Origin of the sequence: Caulobacter sp. CCH9-E1, assembly GCF_001556515.1 — a bacterium.
Taxonomy (GTDB): domain Bacteria; phylum Pseudomonadota; class Alphaproteobacteria; order Caulobacterales; family Caulobacteraceae; genus Caulobacter.
In genome coordinates, this window is record NZ_LSJA01000285.1 from 21,739 (window position 1) to 38,117 (window position 16,379).

The 16,379-nt window shown below is 66.6% G+C and carries 17 protein-coding genes; 7 read left to right on the top strand and 10 right to left on the bottom strand.

Going from position 1 to position 16,379, the window contains the following annotated elements; translation table 11 throughout:
* Positions 1-22: 22 nt before the first annotated feature.
* The 4 genes from AX690_RS22425 to AX690_RS16100 form a co-directional block, all read right to left on the bottom strand.
* The gene (locus AX690_RS22425) at positions 23-196 is read right to left on the bottom strand and encodes a DUF1328 domain-containing protein (RefSeq protein WP_082769699.1); all 174 of its coding nucleotides are present in this window, start codon (positions 194-196) and stop codon (positions 23-25) included.
* 116 nt (positions 197-312) lie between these two features.
* On the bottom strand, positions 313-930 hold the full coding sequence (locus tag AX690_RS16090; protein ID WP_066687844.1) for a superoxide dismutase: 618 nt from the start codon (positions 928-930) through the stop codon (positions 313-315).
* A gap of 217 nt (positions 931-1,147) precedes the next feature.
* Positions 1,148-1,543: a hypothetical protein gene (locus AX690_RS16095; protein WP_066687846.1), complete on the bottom strand. Its 396-nt coding sequence runs from the start codon at positions 1,541-1,543 to the stop codon at positions 1,148-1,150.
* Complete coding sequence (locus tag AX690_RS16100; protein WP_066687848.1) at positions 1,543-1,893, bottom strand: hypothetical protein; 351 nt, start codon at positions 1,891-1,893, stop codon at positions 1,543-1,545. Before AX690_RS16100 ends, AX690_RS16095 begins: the two co-directional genes overlap by 1 nt.
* Positions 1,894-2,077: 184 nt before the next feature.
* On the opposite strand from AX690_RS16100, the gene AX690_RS16105 reads away from it, so the two are divergent.
* Together AX690_RS16105 and aac(6') are read left to right on the top strand one after the other, a co-directional pair.
* Positions 2,078-3,916, top strand: coding sequence for an HWE histidine kinase domain-containing protein (locus AX690_RS16105; protein ID WP_066687850.1), 1,839 nt, complete (start codon positions 2,078-2,080; stop codon positions 3,914-3,916).
* A gap of 3 nt (positions 3,917-3,919) precedes the next feature.
* Positions 3,920-4,363, top strand: a complete 444-nt coding sequence (aac(6'), locus tag AX690_RS16110; protein ID WP_066687853.1) for an aminoglycoside 6'-N-acetyltransferase — start codon at positions 3,920-3,922, stop codon at positions 4,361-4,363.
* A 6-nt stretch (positions 4,364-4,369) separates the two neighbouring features.
* Here the strand turns inward: aac(6') and AX690_RS16115 are convergent, their stop codons facing one another.
* Positions 4,370-5,572: a CaiB/BaiF CoA-transferase family protein gene (locus tag AX690_RS16115; protein WP_156449701.1), complete on the bottom strand. Its 1,203-nt coding sequence runs from the start codon at positions 5,570-5,572 to the stop codon at positions 4,370-4,372.
* Between the two features lie 119 nt (positions 5,573-5,691).
* Here AX690_RS16115 and AX690_RS16120 point away from each other — a divergent pair, with 119 nt between their 5' ends.
* Positions 5,692-6,324, top strand: a complete 633-nt coding sequence (locus tag AX690_RS16120) for a DUF4142 domain-containing protein (RefSeq protein ID WP_066687856.1) — start codon at positions 5,692-5,694, stop codon at positions 6,322-6,324.
* Positions 6,325-6,383: 59 nt separating this feature from the next.
* Here the strand turns inward: AX690_RS16120 and AX690_RS16125 are convergent, their stop codons facing one another.
* Both AX690_RS16125 and AX690_RS16130 read right to left on the bottom strand, forming a co-directional pair.
* Positions 6,384-9,971 (bottom strand): M1 family metallopeptidase, encoded by a 3,588-nt coding sequence (locus tag AX690_RS16125; protein ID WP_066687859.1) that lies wholly within the window; start codon positions 9,969-9,971, stop codon positions 6,384-6,386.
* Between the two features lie 13 nt (positions 9,972-9,984).
* Complete coding sequence (locus AX690_RS16130; RefSeq protein WP_066687861.1) at positions 9,985-10,863, bottom strand: ABC transporter ATP-binding protein; 879 nt, start codon at positions 10,861-10,863, stop codon at positions 9,985-9,987.
* Between the two features lie 198 nt (positions 10,864-11,061).
* On the opposite strand from AX690_RS16130, the gene AX690_RS16135 reads away from it, so the two are divergent.
* Genes AX690_RS16135 through AX690_RS16145 form a run of 3 tightly spaced genes read left to right on the top strand, consistent with a single transcriptional unit; the run spans position 11,062 to position 13,015 of the window.
* Positions 11,062-11,742, top strand: coding sequence for a fumarylacetoacetate hydrolase family protein (locus AX690_RS16135; protein ID WP_066687863.1), 681 nt, complete (start codon positions 11,062-11,064; stop codon positions 11,740-11,742).
* 7 nt (positions 11,743-11,749) lie between these two features.
* The gene (gene maiA / locus AX690_RS16140) at positions 11,750-12,382 is read left to right on the top strand and encodes a maleylacetoacetate isomerase (protein ID WP_066687865.1); all 633 of its coding nucleotides are present in this window, start codon (positions 11,750-11,752) and stop codon (positions 12,380-12,382) included.
* Positions 12,383-13,015 carry a carbonic anhydrase gene (locus tag AX690_RS16145; RefSeq protein WP_066687868.1) on the top strand — a complete coding sequence of 211 codons (633 nt, stop codon included), beginning with the start codon at positions 12,383-12,385 and terminating at the stop codon, positions 13,013-13,015.
* A gap of 17 nt (positions 13,016-13,032) precedes the next feature.
* On the opposite strand, the gene AX690_RS16150 is transcribed toward AX690_RS16145, so the two are convergent.
* Together AX690_RS16150 and AX690_RS16155 are read right to left on the bottom strand one after the other, a co-directional pair.
* Positions 13,033-13,851 carry a carbonic anhydrase gene (locus AX690_RS16150; protein WP_066687870.1) on the bottom strand — a complete coding sequence of 273 codons (819 nt, stop codon included), beginning with the start codon at positions 13,849-13,851 and terminating at the stop codon, positions 13,033-13,035.
* Positions 13,852-13,923: 72 nt separating this feature from the next.
* A complete protein-coding gene (locus AX690_RS16155) occupies positions 13,924-14,397 on the bottom strand; it encodes an Lrp/AsnC family transcriptional regulator (RefSeq protein WP_066687871.1) in 474 nt (157 codons plus the stop codon).
* A gap of 118 nt (positions 14,398-14,515) precedes the next feature.
* Between AX690_RS16155 and ald the strand changes: the two genes are divergently transcribed.
* On the top strand, positions 14,516-15,628 hold the full coding sequence (ald, locus tag AX690_RS16160; RefSeq protein WP_066687873.1) for an alanine dehydrogenase: 1,113 nt from the start codon (positions 14,516-14,518) through the stop codon (positions 15,626-15,628).
* A 40-nt stretch (positions 15,629-15,668) separates the two neighbouring features.
* On the opposite strand, the gene AX690_RS16165 is transcribed toward ald, so the two are convergent.
* Positions 15,669-16,373, bottom strand: a complete 705-nt coding sequence (locus tag AX690_RS16165) for a glycosyltransferase family protein (RefSeq protein WP_066687876.1) — start codon at positions 16,371-16,373, stop codon at positions 15,669-15,671.
* Between the last annotated feature and the right edge of the window lie 6 nt (positions 16,374-16,379).

Below are 16,379 nucleotides of genomic sequence, written 5' to 3' on the forward strand. Positions count from 1 at the left end.
AAAAGCTCGATGAACGTCTCCGCTAGGGAGCGCGTCGCCCCCTGAACAGGTGGCTGACCAGCGACACCAGGAACAGGACCAGGAAGACGTAGAACAGAATCTTGGCGATCCCCATCGCCGCGCCCGCGATGCTGGTGAAGCCCAGCAGGGCGGCGATCAGGGCGATCACCAGGAAGGTCAGGGCCCAATTCAGCATTGGCCTCTCCGGATTGGCCCGGCGGATCGCCGGGGCGGGTTGTCAGGTCTCCGAGACCTTATGGCCTCGCTTCCTGACAACGCGCCCGAAGCGCCGGACGTTCCGGCGGGGTCGACCTATTCCGGAGCCGGATAGGCCCAGCCTTGCGCGCCAGCCTTGGCGGCGGCGTATTGGCTGTCGGCCAGGGTCCAGTTGGCCAGGTTGTCGAAGAAGGCTTCCAGGAAAGCCTTCCGCAGGTTCTGATAGTCCAGGTAGTAGGCGTGCTCCCAGACGTCCGCGACCAGCAGCGCCGTCAGGCCTTGGGTCACCGGGCTTTCAGCGTCGTGGGTCGAGATGATCTTCAGCGCGCCCGTGGCGTCCGAAACCAGCCACACCCAGCCCGAGCCGAAGTGGCCGACGCCTTCGGCGACGAACTTTTCCTTCAGCTCGGCCAGGCCGCCGAACGTGCTGTCGATCGCCGCGGCGAGCTCGGCGCCCGGAGCGGTCTTGGTCGGGCTCATACCGTCCCAGAAGAAGGCGTGGTTCCAGGCCTGCGCGGCGTTGTTGAACACCTTGCCCGGACCAGCCGACTTGATCACCGCTTCCAGCGAGCCCTTGTCGTCGCCGTTCAGCAGGCCGTTCAGGGCCGTGACATAGGCGGCGTGGTGCTTGTCATGGTGGAAGTGGAGCGTGTTGGCGGAGATGGTCGGCTCCAGCGCGTCGTAGGCGTAGGGCAGGTCCGGCAGCTTGTACATGTTCACTCCATGGGAAGGCGTTCCCATGAAGGGAGGAGCGGGAACGCGACGAGGCATCTAGAGGCGCCGGCGCGAAAGTGTAAGTCGCCAGACGCATGATCTTGGTCAATTTTTAGAGATAAATTCCCTTTGAAACTTGGGGTTTCCGCTCGTCGGACAAGACGTCGCCGCCGCTGGATGGCTCCGGCGGCGGCGATGCTGTTCTCGCGTCAGTGCTTCAGCGCTGCGGCGGCTTGGGATCCAGGAAGGCCTTCGCCAGCGACGCTGTAAGCGTCGGGTTCTTCAGCGCGATGATGCCGGCGGCCAGACCGATGCCTAGCGACAGCAGCGGACGCTCGCGCACGATATCGACCACCTTGCCGGTCAGATCGAAACCGCCCTGCGGCATCTCCTGTTGGCTGGCGCGACGGTTCTCGGCCTTGCGGGCGGCGATCATGCCGGCGATGGCGACGATCAAGGCGGCTACGGCGGCGACGATCGCCGAGGCTCCGGCCGCGCCGACCAGCGGCAGCAGGACCGCATACAGCGCGAAGGCGGCGGAAACGACGCTGACGGCGGCGGCGGCGGCGATCGCCGCAGCGGCCGCCAGGGTCATGAGGGTTTTCTCGAACATTACCGGTTATTGCTACGGCCGCCGGCGATCAGCAGGCCGATCAGGACACCGACGCCCACGCCGGCGAGGGTGGCGGCGATGGGGCGCTCACGAACGCGCTCGGACACGTAGCGCTGGGCTTCCTCGATCTGCTGGCCGGCGGTGTCGGTATAGGCGCGGCTCTGCGCGCGGAGGGTTTCGAAGCCTTCCGCGACCGACTTTTCGACGCGCTTGGCGGCTTCGGTGAGCGAGACACGGGCGGCGTTGGCGGCTTCTGTAAAGCTACGCTCGGCGTGTTCCACGGCTTCCAGCGTGGCGCCCTTGGCCTTGTTGGCTTCCTTGGCGGCGGGATTCAGAGAATTGGCGGGCATGGTCATCTCCTGTTCGCGACGCGACCGACCGGGACGCGGGAAGCGGCGTCCCGACAACGTCGCATTCGTCGCTGCGGTTCCACGATACTCAAGGACCCCAAGCTTCACCACTCGAATCCGCCTGCTTAAGGGCCCTGATTCAAAGGCGCTCGCGCCGAACGCGAACCAAGTTTAAGGTCGAATCATGGACGACGCCCCAATCGTCAGCGACGACCGCCAGGAAACCGCCCGCCTCAAGGCTTTGCGCGCGCTTGGAATTCTGGACGGCGAGGTGAATGAACCGCGCCTCCTGCGGATCGCGCGCCTGGCCTCCCGGCTGTTCGACGCCCCGAAGGCGGCCGTCGCGCTGGTTGACCAGGACCGCGTCTGGCGCAAGGCGTTCGTCGGCTATGCGGGCCCGGAAGCTCCCAGGTCCAACGACCTCGCCGGCAAGGTGGTCTCGGCCGGAAGAGCCGTCGACCTGGCCGCGCCGATCCGCGACGGCCAAGGCCACATTCTGGGCGCGCTGGTCGTCGAGGGGCCCAGCGCGCACGGCCTGCCCTCCGCTGAGGACCTACAGGCGTTGGAGGATCTGGCGGACCTAGCGGCCGAAGTGCTGACGGCGAAACCCGAGGGCGACAGAACGCTGGAGGGCGAACGTCTAAACCTCGCCATCACCGCGGCGGCGCTTGGCGAGTTCGAGTGGGACATCAAGCGCGACGTCTTCAAGATCAGCCCTCGCCTGGCGAAGGTCGCGGGGATCGCCCCGGGCGTGATCCCGTCCGAGAACGGCGCGGCGCTGTTTCCCTACATCCATCCAGAAGATCGCGAGATCGCCCGCGAGACGATCAACAAGCAGCTCGCCGAGACCGGCCGTTACAGCCTGGAATATCGCCGCCTTCCCGACGCGGACGGTCGGGCGGTCTGGTACCATGGGTCCGGCGTCATGCTGTTCGGGCCGGACCACGAACCGACCTATCTGATCGGCGTCGTCCAGGACATCAGCGAGCGCAAGGCCGAGGAACAGCAGCGCGAGGCGCTCGTCGCCGAGCTGGATCACCGGATCAAGAACCTGCTGGCGGTCGTGCAGTCGGTCGCCGCCCAGTCGGCGCGCAAGTCGGCCTCGCTCGACGTCTTCCTCAAGACCTTCGCCGCGCGCCTGAAGTCGATGAGCTCGGCGCATGACTTGCTGAGCGCCGCCCGTTGGCGTGGAGCGACGCTGGCGCGGATCGCCGCCGCCGAGCTCGGCGGTCTCGCGCCGACCCAGACCCGCTGGGACGGCCCGGAGCTGTTCCTGACGCCGCGCGCCGCCGCGGCGCTGTCGCTGGCGATGCATGAACTAGCGGTCAACGCCGTGCGCTACGGCTCACTGTCGACCGAGAATGGCAAGGTGGAGGTCGTCTGGCGGCGCACGCCGGAAGGCGGTTTCGCCCTCGAGTGGCTGGAGACGGGCGGACCGCCCGCGACGGCGCCGGTGACCAAGGGCTTCGGCGCCACGCTGATCGAGGACGTCGCCGGCCGCGAACTGGGCGGTTCGGCCAAGATCAATTATCGCTCCAGCGGCGTCACCGCCATGATCGTCGGCGCGGCCGAGGCCCTGGCCGACGCGCCTCCGGTCGAACCCGTCAGCGCCCTGCCCGAACGGATCGTCGAGACCGTCGTCGCCGCTGACGAGACCGTGCGCCCGGGCGCGATCGCCGGACTCAAGGTTCTGATCGTCGAGGATTCGCTGCTGCTGGCCCTGGAGCTCGAAGCGGGCCTGGAGGACGCCGGCGTCGAGGTCGTGGGCTGCGCCGCCGAGCTGGGCGAGGCCCTGTCGATGGTCGAGAAGGACTTCGATGTCGCGGTCTTGGACGCCGACCTGAACGGCCAGTCGGTCGCCCCCGTGGCCGAAATCCTACGCAGCATGGGTCGCCCCTTCGTGTTCGCCACCGGCTATGCCGACAAGGCTGCGCCTATGGGATTCGACGCCCCGATCGTGCGCAAGCCGTACAACGTCCACCAGATCGCCCGCGCCGTGGCGGGGGTCACGGGTCGGGCATAGGCCATGCTGATCCGCGCCGCCGCGCCGCGAGACCTTGACGATTGGACCGCGCTCCGCGCCGAGCTCTGGCCGGAGGATGATGTCGCCGACCACCGCGCGGAGGTCGCCGACGCGCTCGCCTCGGAAAAGGACATTGTCGCCTTCGTGGCGGAAGCCCCTGACGGTCGCCTCGCAGGCTTCGTCGAAGCGGCCCTGCGTCACGACTACGTCAACGGCTGTGACACCTCGCCCGTCGTGTTCGTCGAGGGTCTGTACGTGCGCCCCGAGTTCCGCAACGCCCAGGTCGGGCGAGCCCTGTGTGACGCGGTCGCCGATTGGGGGCGGCGCCGCGGCTGCAGCGAACTGGCGTCAGACGCCTTGGCGGACAACCTCGAAAGCCACGCCTTCCACCAGGCCGTCGGTTTCGAGGAGACCGAGCGAGTGGTCTATTTCCGCAAGCCGCTCTGAAGCGTCCTAGATTACGCTCCGCGCCCGCAGATCCGCCAGCCCCTGGGCGTCCAGACCCGCCAGCTCGGCCAGGACGGCGTCGGTGTGCTCGCCGAGCGTGGGGCCCGGCCAGCGCACGGCCCCGGGGGTTTCCGTCAACCGTGGAAAGGCGTTCTGCATCTTCACCTGGCCGAACACCGGATGGGGCACGGTGACGATCGACTGGCGAGCCTGGAACTGCGGATCGTCGAGCATATCCGGCGCCCTGTAGATCCGCCCCGTCGCAAGACCCGCCGCCTCCAGCTTCGGCAGAAGGTCTTCGATATCCTGATCGGCGGTCCAGGCCGCGATGCGGGCGTCGAGTTCGGCCTGATGCGCGCCCCGGGCGGCGTGATCGCGATAGCGCGGGTCCTCAACGAGGTCCGGACGGCCCATCAGGTCGCAAAGCCGCTTGAAGAGCGTGTCCTGATTGGCGCCGATCAACACCAACTCTCCGGATCGGGTCGGATAGACGTTCGACGGCGCTATACCCGGCAAGACCGCGCCAGAGCGCTCGCGGATATAGCCGGTGAGATCGTACTCGGTGATCAGGTTCTCCATCACCGTCAGCACGCTTTCGTAGATCGCCGCGTCGACCACCTGTCCCTTGCCGGTCCGCTGGCGGGCATGCAGGGCCATCATCACGCCGAGCGCGGCGTTGAGGCCAGAGAGGCTGTCGCCGATCGAGATGCCCGCTCGGGCCGGCGGCCGATCGGGCTCGCCGGTGATGTGGCGCAGGCCGCCCATCGCTTCGCCGACCAGCGCATAGCCGGCGCGCTTGGAATAGGGGCCGGTCTGACCAAAGCCGGAGACGCGCGCCATGACGAGGCCGGGATTGGTCTTGGCCAAGGCCTCGTAGCCCATGCCCCACTTCTCGAGCGTGCCCGGCCGGAAGTTCTCGACCACCACGTCCGCCTTGGCGATCAAGGTCCGGGCGATGTCGCGCCCCTCCTCGGTCCGCAGGTCGATCGTGACGGACTTCTTGTTGCGGCCGATCACCGGCCACCAGGGCGACAGCCCCTTGGGCTTGGAGCGTCCCCACTGGCGCATCGGATCGCCGACCTTGGGATCCTCGAGCTTGATCACCTCGGCGCCGAAGTCGCCCAACACCTGTCCGCAGAAGGGCCCGGCGATCAGCGAGCCCATCTCGATCACGCGCAATCCGGAAAGCGGGCCTTCGATCATCGACATGTTCCCCAGCTCCACGGGAACCGATCACGGCCCCGTGATGTTCTTTTGGCACGACGGCGAACCGCGGCGCCGGAGTTTGATCCCTCTCTACAAAAAAGAACCCAGGGAAAGACAGAGCCATGACCCGTCACCTGATGATTGTCGGCGCCGCCGTGGCGGCGCTGAGCCTCGCTGCTTGCGGCCAGAAGACCGACGAGACCAAGGGCGCCGCCACCCCGGCCGAGCAAGCCGCGACGCCGGACGCCAACCCCGCCGCCACCATCCCGACCCCTTCGGACGAAACCAAGGCCGACGTCTTCGTCGCCAAGGCCGGCGCCAGCGATATGTTCGAGATCGAGGCCGCCAAGATCGCGGCCAAGCGCTCAACCAACCCGTCGATCAAGACGTTCGCGGCCAATATGCAAAAGGCGCACATGAAGACGACCGAGGAGCTCAAGGCCGCGATCGCCGCCTCGGGCGCGTCGCTCACCCCGCCGACCATGCTGCCGCAAGACCTGCAGGACAAGCTGGACGACCTGAACAAGGCCGACGCCAAGGACTTCGACAAGAAGTACGCCGACAGCCAGGTCGACGCCCACCAGGCGGCCCTGAACCTGCTGCAGCGCTACGCTCAGGACGGCGACACCCCCGCCCTGAAGTCATTCGCCGCGGCGACCGCCCCGAAGGTCCAGGAGCACCTGAACATGGCCGAGGGCCTGAAGAACGGCTTCGACACCGGTGAAGACGTCGCCAAGGACAACGCCAACCGCTAAGCTGGCGCCGTCGTGAAGACATGGCCCGCCGCCCCAGTGGGACGGCGGGCTTTTTCGCCTCAGTTGCCGACCGCGACCGTGTTGTCGTCGCCGTTGCGGTCGATCACCGTGTTGTACGGGTCGATCCCCGCGAACTTCGGCTTCCTGGCCACCGTAAAGGTGAAGGTCTGCACGCCCGAACGGATCGGACGACGCTCGTAGACCAGCACATCCTTGGCGTCGAAGCCCTTGTCGCCGGGCTTGGCGGTGAAGACACCGATGTCCATCGTCTCGTTCAGCGACGCGGCGGTCTCCTTACCCTTACCGTCGGCATACTTCTTCTGAGCGTCCACGGTGATCGTGACGTCGAACTTGCCGTCAGGTCTCGCTTTCACCGAGGCGGTCTTGGCCTTCAGATCGTAGAGCGTGATCTTCTCGAACAGGTCGGTGATCAGCGCCTGCTTGTCCGCTGGCGCCTCGGCCCGAAGATAGGTCAGGAAGTCGGTGGTGATCGGATACGGCGCGCCCTTGAAGGCGTATTGGGCGATCAGCTTGCGCAGGGCGCGATTGACGACCTCTTCGCCGAGCTCGTTCTGCAGGCGATACATGACCAGCGAGCCCTTGCGATAGTAGACGTAAGGCTGGGTCTCCACCTTGGCCAAGGGCTGCTCGTCGATCACGTCGCCGCCTCGCGCGCGCAAGTAGCTGTCGAGTTCGAACTTCAGGAACTTGCGGATCTGGTCCTCGCCATAGGCGTGCTTCATGACCATCAGGGCCGAGTACTGGGCGAAGGTCTCGCTCAGCATGGCGCCGCCCTGCTGATCCGCGCCGATCACCTGGTGAGCCCACCATTGGTGGCCGATCTCGTGCGCCCCGACATAGGTGACCATGTCGATCTTGGACGGATCGCGGTAGTCGGAGATGAAGAACAGCCCTTCGGACCACGGGATGGTGTTGGCGAAGGACTGGGCGAACTGGGCGTAGTCCGGGAACTCCTGGAAGCGCAGCTGGCGGAACTGGTAGGGGCTGAAATTGGCCTGGAAGTAGTCCAGCGACCGCTTCATCGCGGTCTTCATCCGGTCGATGTTCCAGGGATGCTGGGCGTCGTAATAGACCGCCAGTTCGACGCCCTTGTAGGTCTCGCGCGACACCTGATAGCGCGCCGACTGGATCGAAACGAACGGCATGATCGGCGCCTCGGTGACGAAGCGGGCGATGCGGCGGCCGTTCTTGACCGTATCCGAGACCTTGTAGCCCGGCGCGATCGGCGTCTGGTCAGCTTCGGTCGAAACGGTGATATCGGAGCTGATGAAGTCGGCGTCCTTGCGCAGGCCGTTGAACTGGCGGGATGCGACGTCACCCAGCTTGGCCATGCGAAGTTCGGGCGGCAGGCCGTACTTGCGGCGCTTGGCGCGATCTTGCAGCAGGCCTTCGCGCGACATGCCCAGCAGCGGCGTGATCTCCATGTTGTTCACGAACGAGCCGTTATCGACGACCCGGCGCTCTTGGTCGCTGTTTGGGAAGCCTCGCTGGGCGCGCAACGTGATGAAGCTCATCTTGCGGCGCTCGCCCGGGCGCATGGGCGTGTCGAAGGCGAAAATCCGGTAGTTGAAGGCCTCGAAGGTCTTCTTGGGCCGCGCGCCCTCGATCGACAGGCCCTTCACCTGGAGGTCGCGATCGAAGCGGACGTGGATCTCCTTCAGCGGCGCGCCGGTCTTGTTCTCCAGGACATACGAGCCCTTGGTCTCGACGCTGGGCGCGTGCGGATGCAGGTCGACGTCAAGCGTCATCGCCACGATCTTGGGCTGCGGCGTGTTCTCGAAGGGTAGCAGAGTTTTTTCGTAATCCGCCTGCCACTTCTCGTTGTCGATCTTGGTGCGGTAGGGGTTCCAGACGTTGGTGTTCAGGTAGATGTAGCCGCCGGCGGCCGCGAAGACGGCCAGCGACAGGGTCATCAGAATCCCCGCTCCGCCGTTCAGGCGCGCGGGCAGGCGACGCAGGCGCGGCAGAAGCCGGCTTTCGGTCCCCCGGCGCCACAGGGCGTGCGCCAGCACCAGCAAGACCAGCGCGAAAGCGCTCCAATAGGCCCGCAGCCACCAGGCCCCGATCCAGAACTTGCCCTGGCCGTTCATGTCTGAGAAAGGCGTCGATGTGACCGAGCCGTAGTTGTAGAGCTTGTGCTCGAAGCCCAGGTTCACGAAGGTGATGGTGGTGACCAGATAGATCACCATCAGCCCCCAGCCGATGAACTTATGCGGGCTGAGCGCCTGCAGGAAGACGGCCAGCGCCGCCAGCAGAATCCAGTCGACCGACTGCGGCAGCAGGTACCAGAGCAGGTACTTTTCGAACTCGAAGTTGAAGTAGCCATGCAGGGCCTGGCTCAGCACCGCCGCCAGGACGCTGATCAGCAGCGTCGAGATCAGGACCAGGCTGATCGCCAGAGTCTTGGGAACGACGAACGCCCAATCGGGCACGGGCGTCGCGTCGATGATCTCGTGCGTCTTGCGCTCGCGTTCGCGCCAGACCAGTTCGCCCGAGTAGTAGATGGCGATGATGACCGGGATCAGGCTGAACGAGCCCAGCAGAGGCTCGATGAGCACGTGCGTAACGGGATAGATGACGCCGCCATAGGTCCCCGCCTCGGTGGCGAACCACAGCGAACCCATGGCGTTGGCCAGGCCCAGGAACAGCAGCACGAAATAGGCCGGGCTTTTGAACACCTGGCCCATGTCCAGCCGCGTGCGAACAACCAATTGCGCCCAGGCGGTCTGACGATCGAAACGGGGCGCGGGCAGAGGTCCGGCGAGGGCCGACGGCGGCGCCTCATTGGCCGTCCCTTTGGTCGCCTTGACCTTGCGCTGGCCTGACAGGTCCGCCGACTGGAACCGGAAGAGGCCATGGGCCAGCCCCAGAAACCCGACCGCCAGGGCGCTCACGAAGACGCGATTGAACAGCAGCGCGCCCGTGAAGGGCGGCACAAGACTGTTGCGCTCGCTGGCGGTCCAGTACCGCGTCGCCTGGCCGAACGCCGAAGCCCCCAGCGGCTCCCAATAGGCCGCGATCTTGGCGTATTCCGGCCGCCGCAGGGCGATGCCGGCGACGATCCAGAGCACGAGGAAGGCGATGACGCCGACATAGGTCCACATCATCGACCGGGTGACCGTGGCCAGGGCGAAGAACAGCGCCGAGGTCAGCAGGATCGTCGGCAAGGCCAGGACGAAGTACGAGAAGAGGTAGGCGTGGAGATCGTTCGGCCCGAGTCGCTCCGGATCGATCCAGGGCATGAACGAGCCCAGCCAGATGGCGAGGGGCACGACCAGGAACGAGATCGCGGCCGCCAGGAAGGCCCCGGCGAAACGGCCGTACAGATAGTCGAATTTGCGCACGCGGGTGGACCGCAGGATCGGCCCAAAGCCTGTCTCGTCGTCACGAACCACCACATTGGCCACGAAGGCCGTGGTGACGAACATGTAGAAGATCGACAGGATGATATGCGTCTGGGCGATCGCGAACGGGGCGTTCTTATGGATGTTGCCGCCGCCGCCGATGCGGATTTGGTCGATCGTCGCCGCCCCGAAGGTCAGCAGGAAGAAGATGGTCGCCACCACCCAGAAGACGGGCGACTTCAGCTGGTAGCGGAGCTCGAAACCCGCGATCTTGCGAAACATCGGCCGCCCTCCGTCAGGCCGCCCGCCGCGTGGTCGAGAGGGTGGAGAAGTAGACATCCTCCAGGCCCCCTTCGACCGGCGCGAAGCCATCGCCCGGATTGTCGTCGGACAGGATGTGGATGACGGTGCGGCCCGCCAGCAGACGGGTGGAAATCACTTTGTAGCGGGCCTTGGCCGCCTCGAGGTCGCTCTTGTCGATGATCTTCTTCCAGATGCGGCCCTTCAGCTTGGCCACCAGGTCCGCCGGCGCGCCTTCGCTGACGATGCGGCCATCGCAGATGATGGCCATGGCCGGGCAAAGATCGGAAACGTCCTCGACGATGTGGGTGGAAAGGATCACCACGACGTTCTCGCCGATCTCGGCCAGCAGGTTCAGGAAGCGGTTGCGTTCTTCGGGGTCGAGGCCCGCCGTGGGCTCGTCGACGATGATCAGGCGCGGATCGCCGATCAGGGCCTGGGCGATGCCGAACCGCTGGCGCATGCCGCCGGAAAAGCCAGCGATCGCCTTCTTGCGCACAGTCCAGAGGTTCACCTGGTTCAGCAGGTGCTCGACCGTCTCCTTGCGGTCCTTGGCGTTGGCGATCCCCTTCAGCACCGCCATGTGGTCCAGCATGTCGTAGGCCGAGACGCGCGGATAGACGCCAAAGTCCTGCGGCAGGTAGCCGAGCGTGCGACGCAGCAGCTCTGGCGTCTTCAGCACGTCGATGTCACCGAAACGGATGTGGCCGGAGGTCGGCGCCTGCAAGGTGGCGATCGTGCGCATCAAGGTCGACTTGCCCGCGCCGTTCGGCCCCAGAAGGCCATACATCCCGCGCGGGATCGTCAGATTGACCTCGTCCAAGGCTTTGACGCCGTTGCCGTAGACGTGGGTCAAGTTCTCGATGATCAGCATGAACGTTCCGTCGCCCCCGAATGCCGCCCAAATATCCCCACACCGTCATGACTCGGCGGCGCGGATAGGGGCAAGTGAAAGAACGTTTAGGCAAGGCGTTCAACCCAGGGATTTTGGAAAGCCCTCGCTTTCGGCCTGGCGCCTCCGAACGTGCGACGAGGGTTTTTGCGAGGGCGGTTTGGGTCTACAGGAAGCGCCATGACGACTTACGCCTTTCCCCCGCATGCCCTTCCGACGGTCCCGGTGGAGGGATCGGACGCCGTCTTTCCGGTTCGCCGGATCCTTTGTGTCGGCCGCAACTACGCCGCGCACCGGCGCGAGATGGGCGGCGACGAGCGCGATCCGCCCTTCTTCTTCGCCAAGCCCGCAGACGCGGTCGCGCCGCTGCGCGGTGAAATCCCCTATCCGCCCGCCACCAGCGACCTGCACCACGAGATCGAGCTCGTCGTGGCGCTGAAGGCCGGCGGCGCGGACCTCACGCCCGAACAGGCGCTGACCTGCGTCTTCGGCTATGCGGTCGGCGTGGACCTGACGCGCCGCGACCTGCAGGGCGCGGCCAAGGCCAAGGGCCAGCCCTGGGAAGCGGGCAAGGCCTTCGACGCCAGCGCCCCGATCAGCGCTCTCCGAGTCATGGGCGAGCCCGCGCCGGAAGCGGCCATCACGCTCTCGGTCAATGGCGCCGAGCGCCAACGGGGTCAGATCGGAGACATGATCTGGAATGTCGGCGAGGTCATCGCCAAAGCCAGCGCGCTCTGGACCCTGGCGGCGGGCGACCTGATCTTCACCGGCACGCCAGAAGGCGTCGCCGCCATCGTCCGCGGCGACAGGGTGGTCGGCGAGATCGACGGCGTCGGCCGGCTGGAATTCACCCTGGTCTGAGGCCGCCATGAAGCTCGTCCTGCACAGCGCCAAGCGCGCCAGCGCGCCCTATCGGGTGCGTATCGGCCTCAATCTCAAAGGCCTGGCTTTCGAACTGCGCCCTGTCGACCTAGTGGCGAACGCCCACCAAACCGAGGACTATCGCAGCCTCAACGCCCAGGCGCTGGTGCCCACGCTGGAAGTCGATGGACGCCCTCTGACCCAGAGCCTGGCGATCCTGGAATGGCTGGACGAAGCTTTTCCGGAGCCGCGCCTGCTGCCGACCGATCCGTTCGACCGCGCCACGGTGCGAGCCATGGCCGAGATCATCGCCTGCGATATTCATCCGTTGAACAACCTGCGGATCCTGCGGGCGCTGACCGCCCTGGAGATCGACGAAGATCAGCGCAACGCTTGGGTGACCCGGTGGATCTCGGACGGCTTTTCCGCGTTGGAGCCGCTCGTCGCCCGTCACGGCGGCGCTTTCGCCTTCGGCGACACGCCGGGTCTCGTGGATTGTCTCCTGACGCCGCAAGTGTTCAACGCCGGGCGTTTCAACGTCGACCTCTCGCCGTTCCCAGCGATCCAAGCCGCAGCCGCCCGCGCGGCGCTGCACCCGGCCATCGCGGCCGCACACCCCGACCACCATCCGGAGCGCTAGATGCTTGAGGATCTGAAAGCCAAGAACGCCGCCTGGTCAAAGAGCAAGACTCAGGTCGATCCCGACTTCTTCAAGCGCCTCGAAGGTCAGCAGAGCCCGGAATATCTCTGGATCGGCTGCAGCGACAGCCGCGTGCCCGCCAACGAAATCGTCGGCCTGGACCCGGGCGAGCTGTTCGTCCACCGCAACGTCGCCAATCTGGCCCCGCCGCAGGACGCCAATTATCTCAGCGTGCTGCAGTTCGCGGTCGACGTCTTGAAGGTCAAGCACATCATGGTCGTGGGTCACTACGGCTGCGGCGGCGTGGCGGCGGCGATCGACGGACAGCGCCGCGGCCTCGTCGACCACTGGCTGCATCCGATCCGTGAGGTCTGCGCGGAGCACAAGCACGAGCTGGCTCAGATTCCGGAAAAGCGCGCCATGCTCGACCGCCTGACCGAGCTGAACGTCGCCCGCCAGGTGCGCAACGTCGCCGCCGACGTCTTCGTGCAAGACGCCTGGGCTCGCGGCCAACAGCTCGCTGTGCACGGCTGGGTCTATTCGCTGCACGACGGGCTGGTCACCGACCTCGACATCGGCATCGCCAGCCTGGCCGACTATGAGCGCGTCGTGGCGGAGTCGATCGACGGCTAGGTCCGCCGCCTTCAACGTCAGGCGTCGAAGGCGACCGCGCCCGTGCTGAGATCGTAGCAGGCCGAGACGATCTTCAGGCGCCCCTCCTCCAGCCGCTCGGCAAGCGTGCCGTCAGACACCTTCAGGCGGCGCGCGATGTCGCGAACGTTCTGGCGGATCGCGGCGTCCTGCAGGTCGGCCGGATGCTGCTCCTCGGCCTCGATCACCGCCGGCAGGATCGGCAGCACCATTTCATGCAAGGCGCCATGCAGCTCGGCGTGCTTGGTGGCGACGTCCACCGCCGCGCCCACGGCGCCGCACTTGGTGTGCCCCAGCACGACGATCAGCGGCGCGCCCAGGTGCTCGACGGCATAGACGATCGAGCCGAGGCCTTCGCGGCTGACAGTCGAGCCGGCGACGCGGACGACGAAGAGTTCGCCCAGATTGCAGTCAAAGATCAGTTCCGGCGCGGCGCGGCTATCCGAGCATCCGATGATCACCGCGAACGGCTTCTGGCCCTTGGACAGTTCGGCCACGCGGGCCATGGACGGCAGGGAGATGTTGGCGCCGCCCCTGGCGAAGATGGCGTTGCCCTGCTTCAGGCGGCCCAAGGCCTCGTCAGGGCTGATGGCCATGTCGGCGGGAGCCGGCGGCGCGGGCGGCGGCTCCATCGGCTTGACGGTCGAGAGCGCCTTGTCCAACGCGGCCTTGTCGGTCGTCTGATGCTTGAGCGCCCGCGACGTGCGACGGCCCTTCTTGGTCAGGAGGCTGGGCGAGCCGCCTTCGCCCTCGGCGAAGGCCAGGGCCGGCGCCGCCGCGCCGATGAGCGCGCCCAGCAGCAATCGTCTCGAAACCATCTCGTCCCCCGACGTCGATCAATGTCGGAGAACAGCTAGACCACAACGACTCTAAGGAACGTTAACCGCGCTCTACAGCGGCAATTCAACGCGCTTGACCACCGTGCGCATCGCGATGCTCGAGCTCACGCGGACAACCCCAGGAATACGGGTAAGCTCCTGCGCGTGGACCCGTTCAAGGTCGTCCACGTCCCGAACCACCAGCCGCAGCAGATAGTCCGATCCGCCGGTCATCAGATAGCACTCGGCGACCTCGCGCACGCTCGCGATGGCCTTTTCGAACGCGCTCAGCGCCGACTCCGCCTGTGACGACAGCGTCACGGTCACGAAGACGCTGAGCGGCAGGCCGACCGCGCGCTCGTCGATCACGGCGGCGTATCGGCTGATCACCCCGGATTCTTCCAGGGCCCGGACCCGGCGCAGGCAGGCGGACTCGGAAAGATTCACCGCCTCGCCCATTTCCACATAGCTGGCTCTCCCTCGCCTCTGCAGGAGGTTGAGGAGCTTCCGGTCGAAACCATCGAGATTGGCGGCGGGTTTCGTCATGTTTGGCCCGTTTGACGCAGGAATCCTGCACAAATTTAGCACCGAAGCACGAAATCACCAAGGAAACTGCGCCGTCCGAAGAGCAGAATTCCAGGAAAGCGCTTTTGGAGGAAGCATCATGCGGGTTGGCGTCCCAACAGAGATCAAACCGGGCGAGCACCGGGTCGGCCTGACGCCGACGGCCGTCCGGGAATATGTCGGCCACGGCCATACCGTGCTGGTCCAGTCGGGCGCCGGCCTCGGCGCCGGCTATGCCGACGAGGCCTATGTCAAGGCGGGCGCGACCATCGCCCCCGACGCCGCGGCGGTGTTCGCGGGCGCGGACATGATCGTGAAGGTCAAGGAACCGCAGAAGGTCGAGTGGGAGAAGCTCGAACCGCGCCACATCCTCTTCACCTACCTGCACCTGGCGCCCGATCCGGCCCAGACGGAAGGCCTGCTGAACAGCGGGTGCGCGGCCATCGCCTATGAGACCGTCACCGACGCGCGCGGCGGCCTGCCGCTGCTGGCGCCGATGTCGGAAGTCGCCGGCCGGATCGCGGTCTTCTCGGCGGCCGAGACTCTGCTCAAGCACAACGGCGGCATGGGTCTTCTGCTCAGCGGCGTGCCCGGCGTGCCGCCAGCGCGCGTGGCCGTTCTGGGCGGCGGCGTGGTCGGCAGCAACGCCGCCCGCATGGCCGCGGGTCTCGGCGCCGAGGTGGTGGTGCTGGAGCGCTCGATCCCGCGCATGCGCGAGCTGGACGACCTCTACCAGGGCCGCATCCTGACCCGCTATTCGACCTTCGCCGCCGTCGAGGAAGAGATCCTCAAGGCCGACGTGGTGATCGGCGCGGTGCTGACGGCCGGCGCGGCCGCGCCCAAGCTGGTGCGCCGCGAACACCTGAAGCAGATGAAGCCCGGCTCGGTGCTGGTCGACGTCTCGATCGACCAAGGCGGCTGCTTCGAAACCAGCAAACCCACGACCCACGCCGAGCCGACCTACGTGGTCGACGGCGTCGTGCACTACTGCGTGGCCAACATGCCCGGCGCCGCGCCGCGCACCTCGTCCGAGGCCCTGGGCAACGCGACCCTGCCGTTCGGTCTGGCGCTGGCCGACAAGGGCCTCGACGCGCTGAAGTCGAACGTTCACCTGGCGCGCGGCCTCAACGTGCTGAAGGGCCAGCTGACTCACCCGGCCGTCGCCGAGGCGTTGGGCAAGACGTCGATCGACCCCTACGGCGCCTGGAACTAGGCCTGGCTTTTCGGTTCCCCGGTCTTGGCCGGGGAACCGGTCACGCCGCGAAGCGGGCGATGTCCTGGCGGCTGCCGATCAGGTCCAGCACGTCGTTCATCCGGAAGCCCGGATCGACGGGATGCAAGGCGTCGTAGACCGAGCGCGCAAAGGCGAGGTCCGCGGCCGTCTTGACCCGCCAGTCGAGGCGCGACCAGTCGCGCGGCGCGGTCAGGTGCGCCTGGCTCCAGCGGCCGGGCTGATTGCGGATCGCGGCGGTGGGCGAGATGCGCGCCATCGGATCGCGCTCCTCGGCGGCCGCGGCTTGAAGCGCGCCAGCCTTGATCACCTCGACCTCAAGACCGGCCGGATAGGTGCGCTGGACGCGGTTGGACGTGTAGTCGGCGCCGCTGGCCAGGGCCAGGCGGATGGCCTCGTCAATGACCCCGGGATCCACGAACGGCGCGTCGCCCTTCAGGCGAACCACGTGGCTGACCGAACTGATCGTGTCGGCGCAGCGGGCGATACGCGCCAGGATGTCCGCGCCCGCCCCGCGGTGGACCGTGTAGCCGCGCGACACCAGGAAGCCGGCTAGAGCGTCATCGACGGTGTCGGCGCTGGTGGCGACGATGATTTTCGAGAGGCAACGCGCGCCGCGCAGGCGCTCCAGCTGACGGATGATCATCGGCTCGCCGCGAAGCGTAGCCATCGACTTGCCCGGCAGTCGAGTGGAGCCCATCCGGGCCTGCAGCACGGCGAGGATCATGTCGCA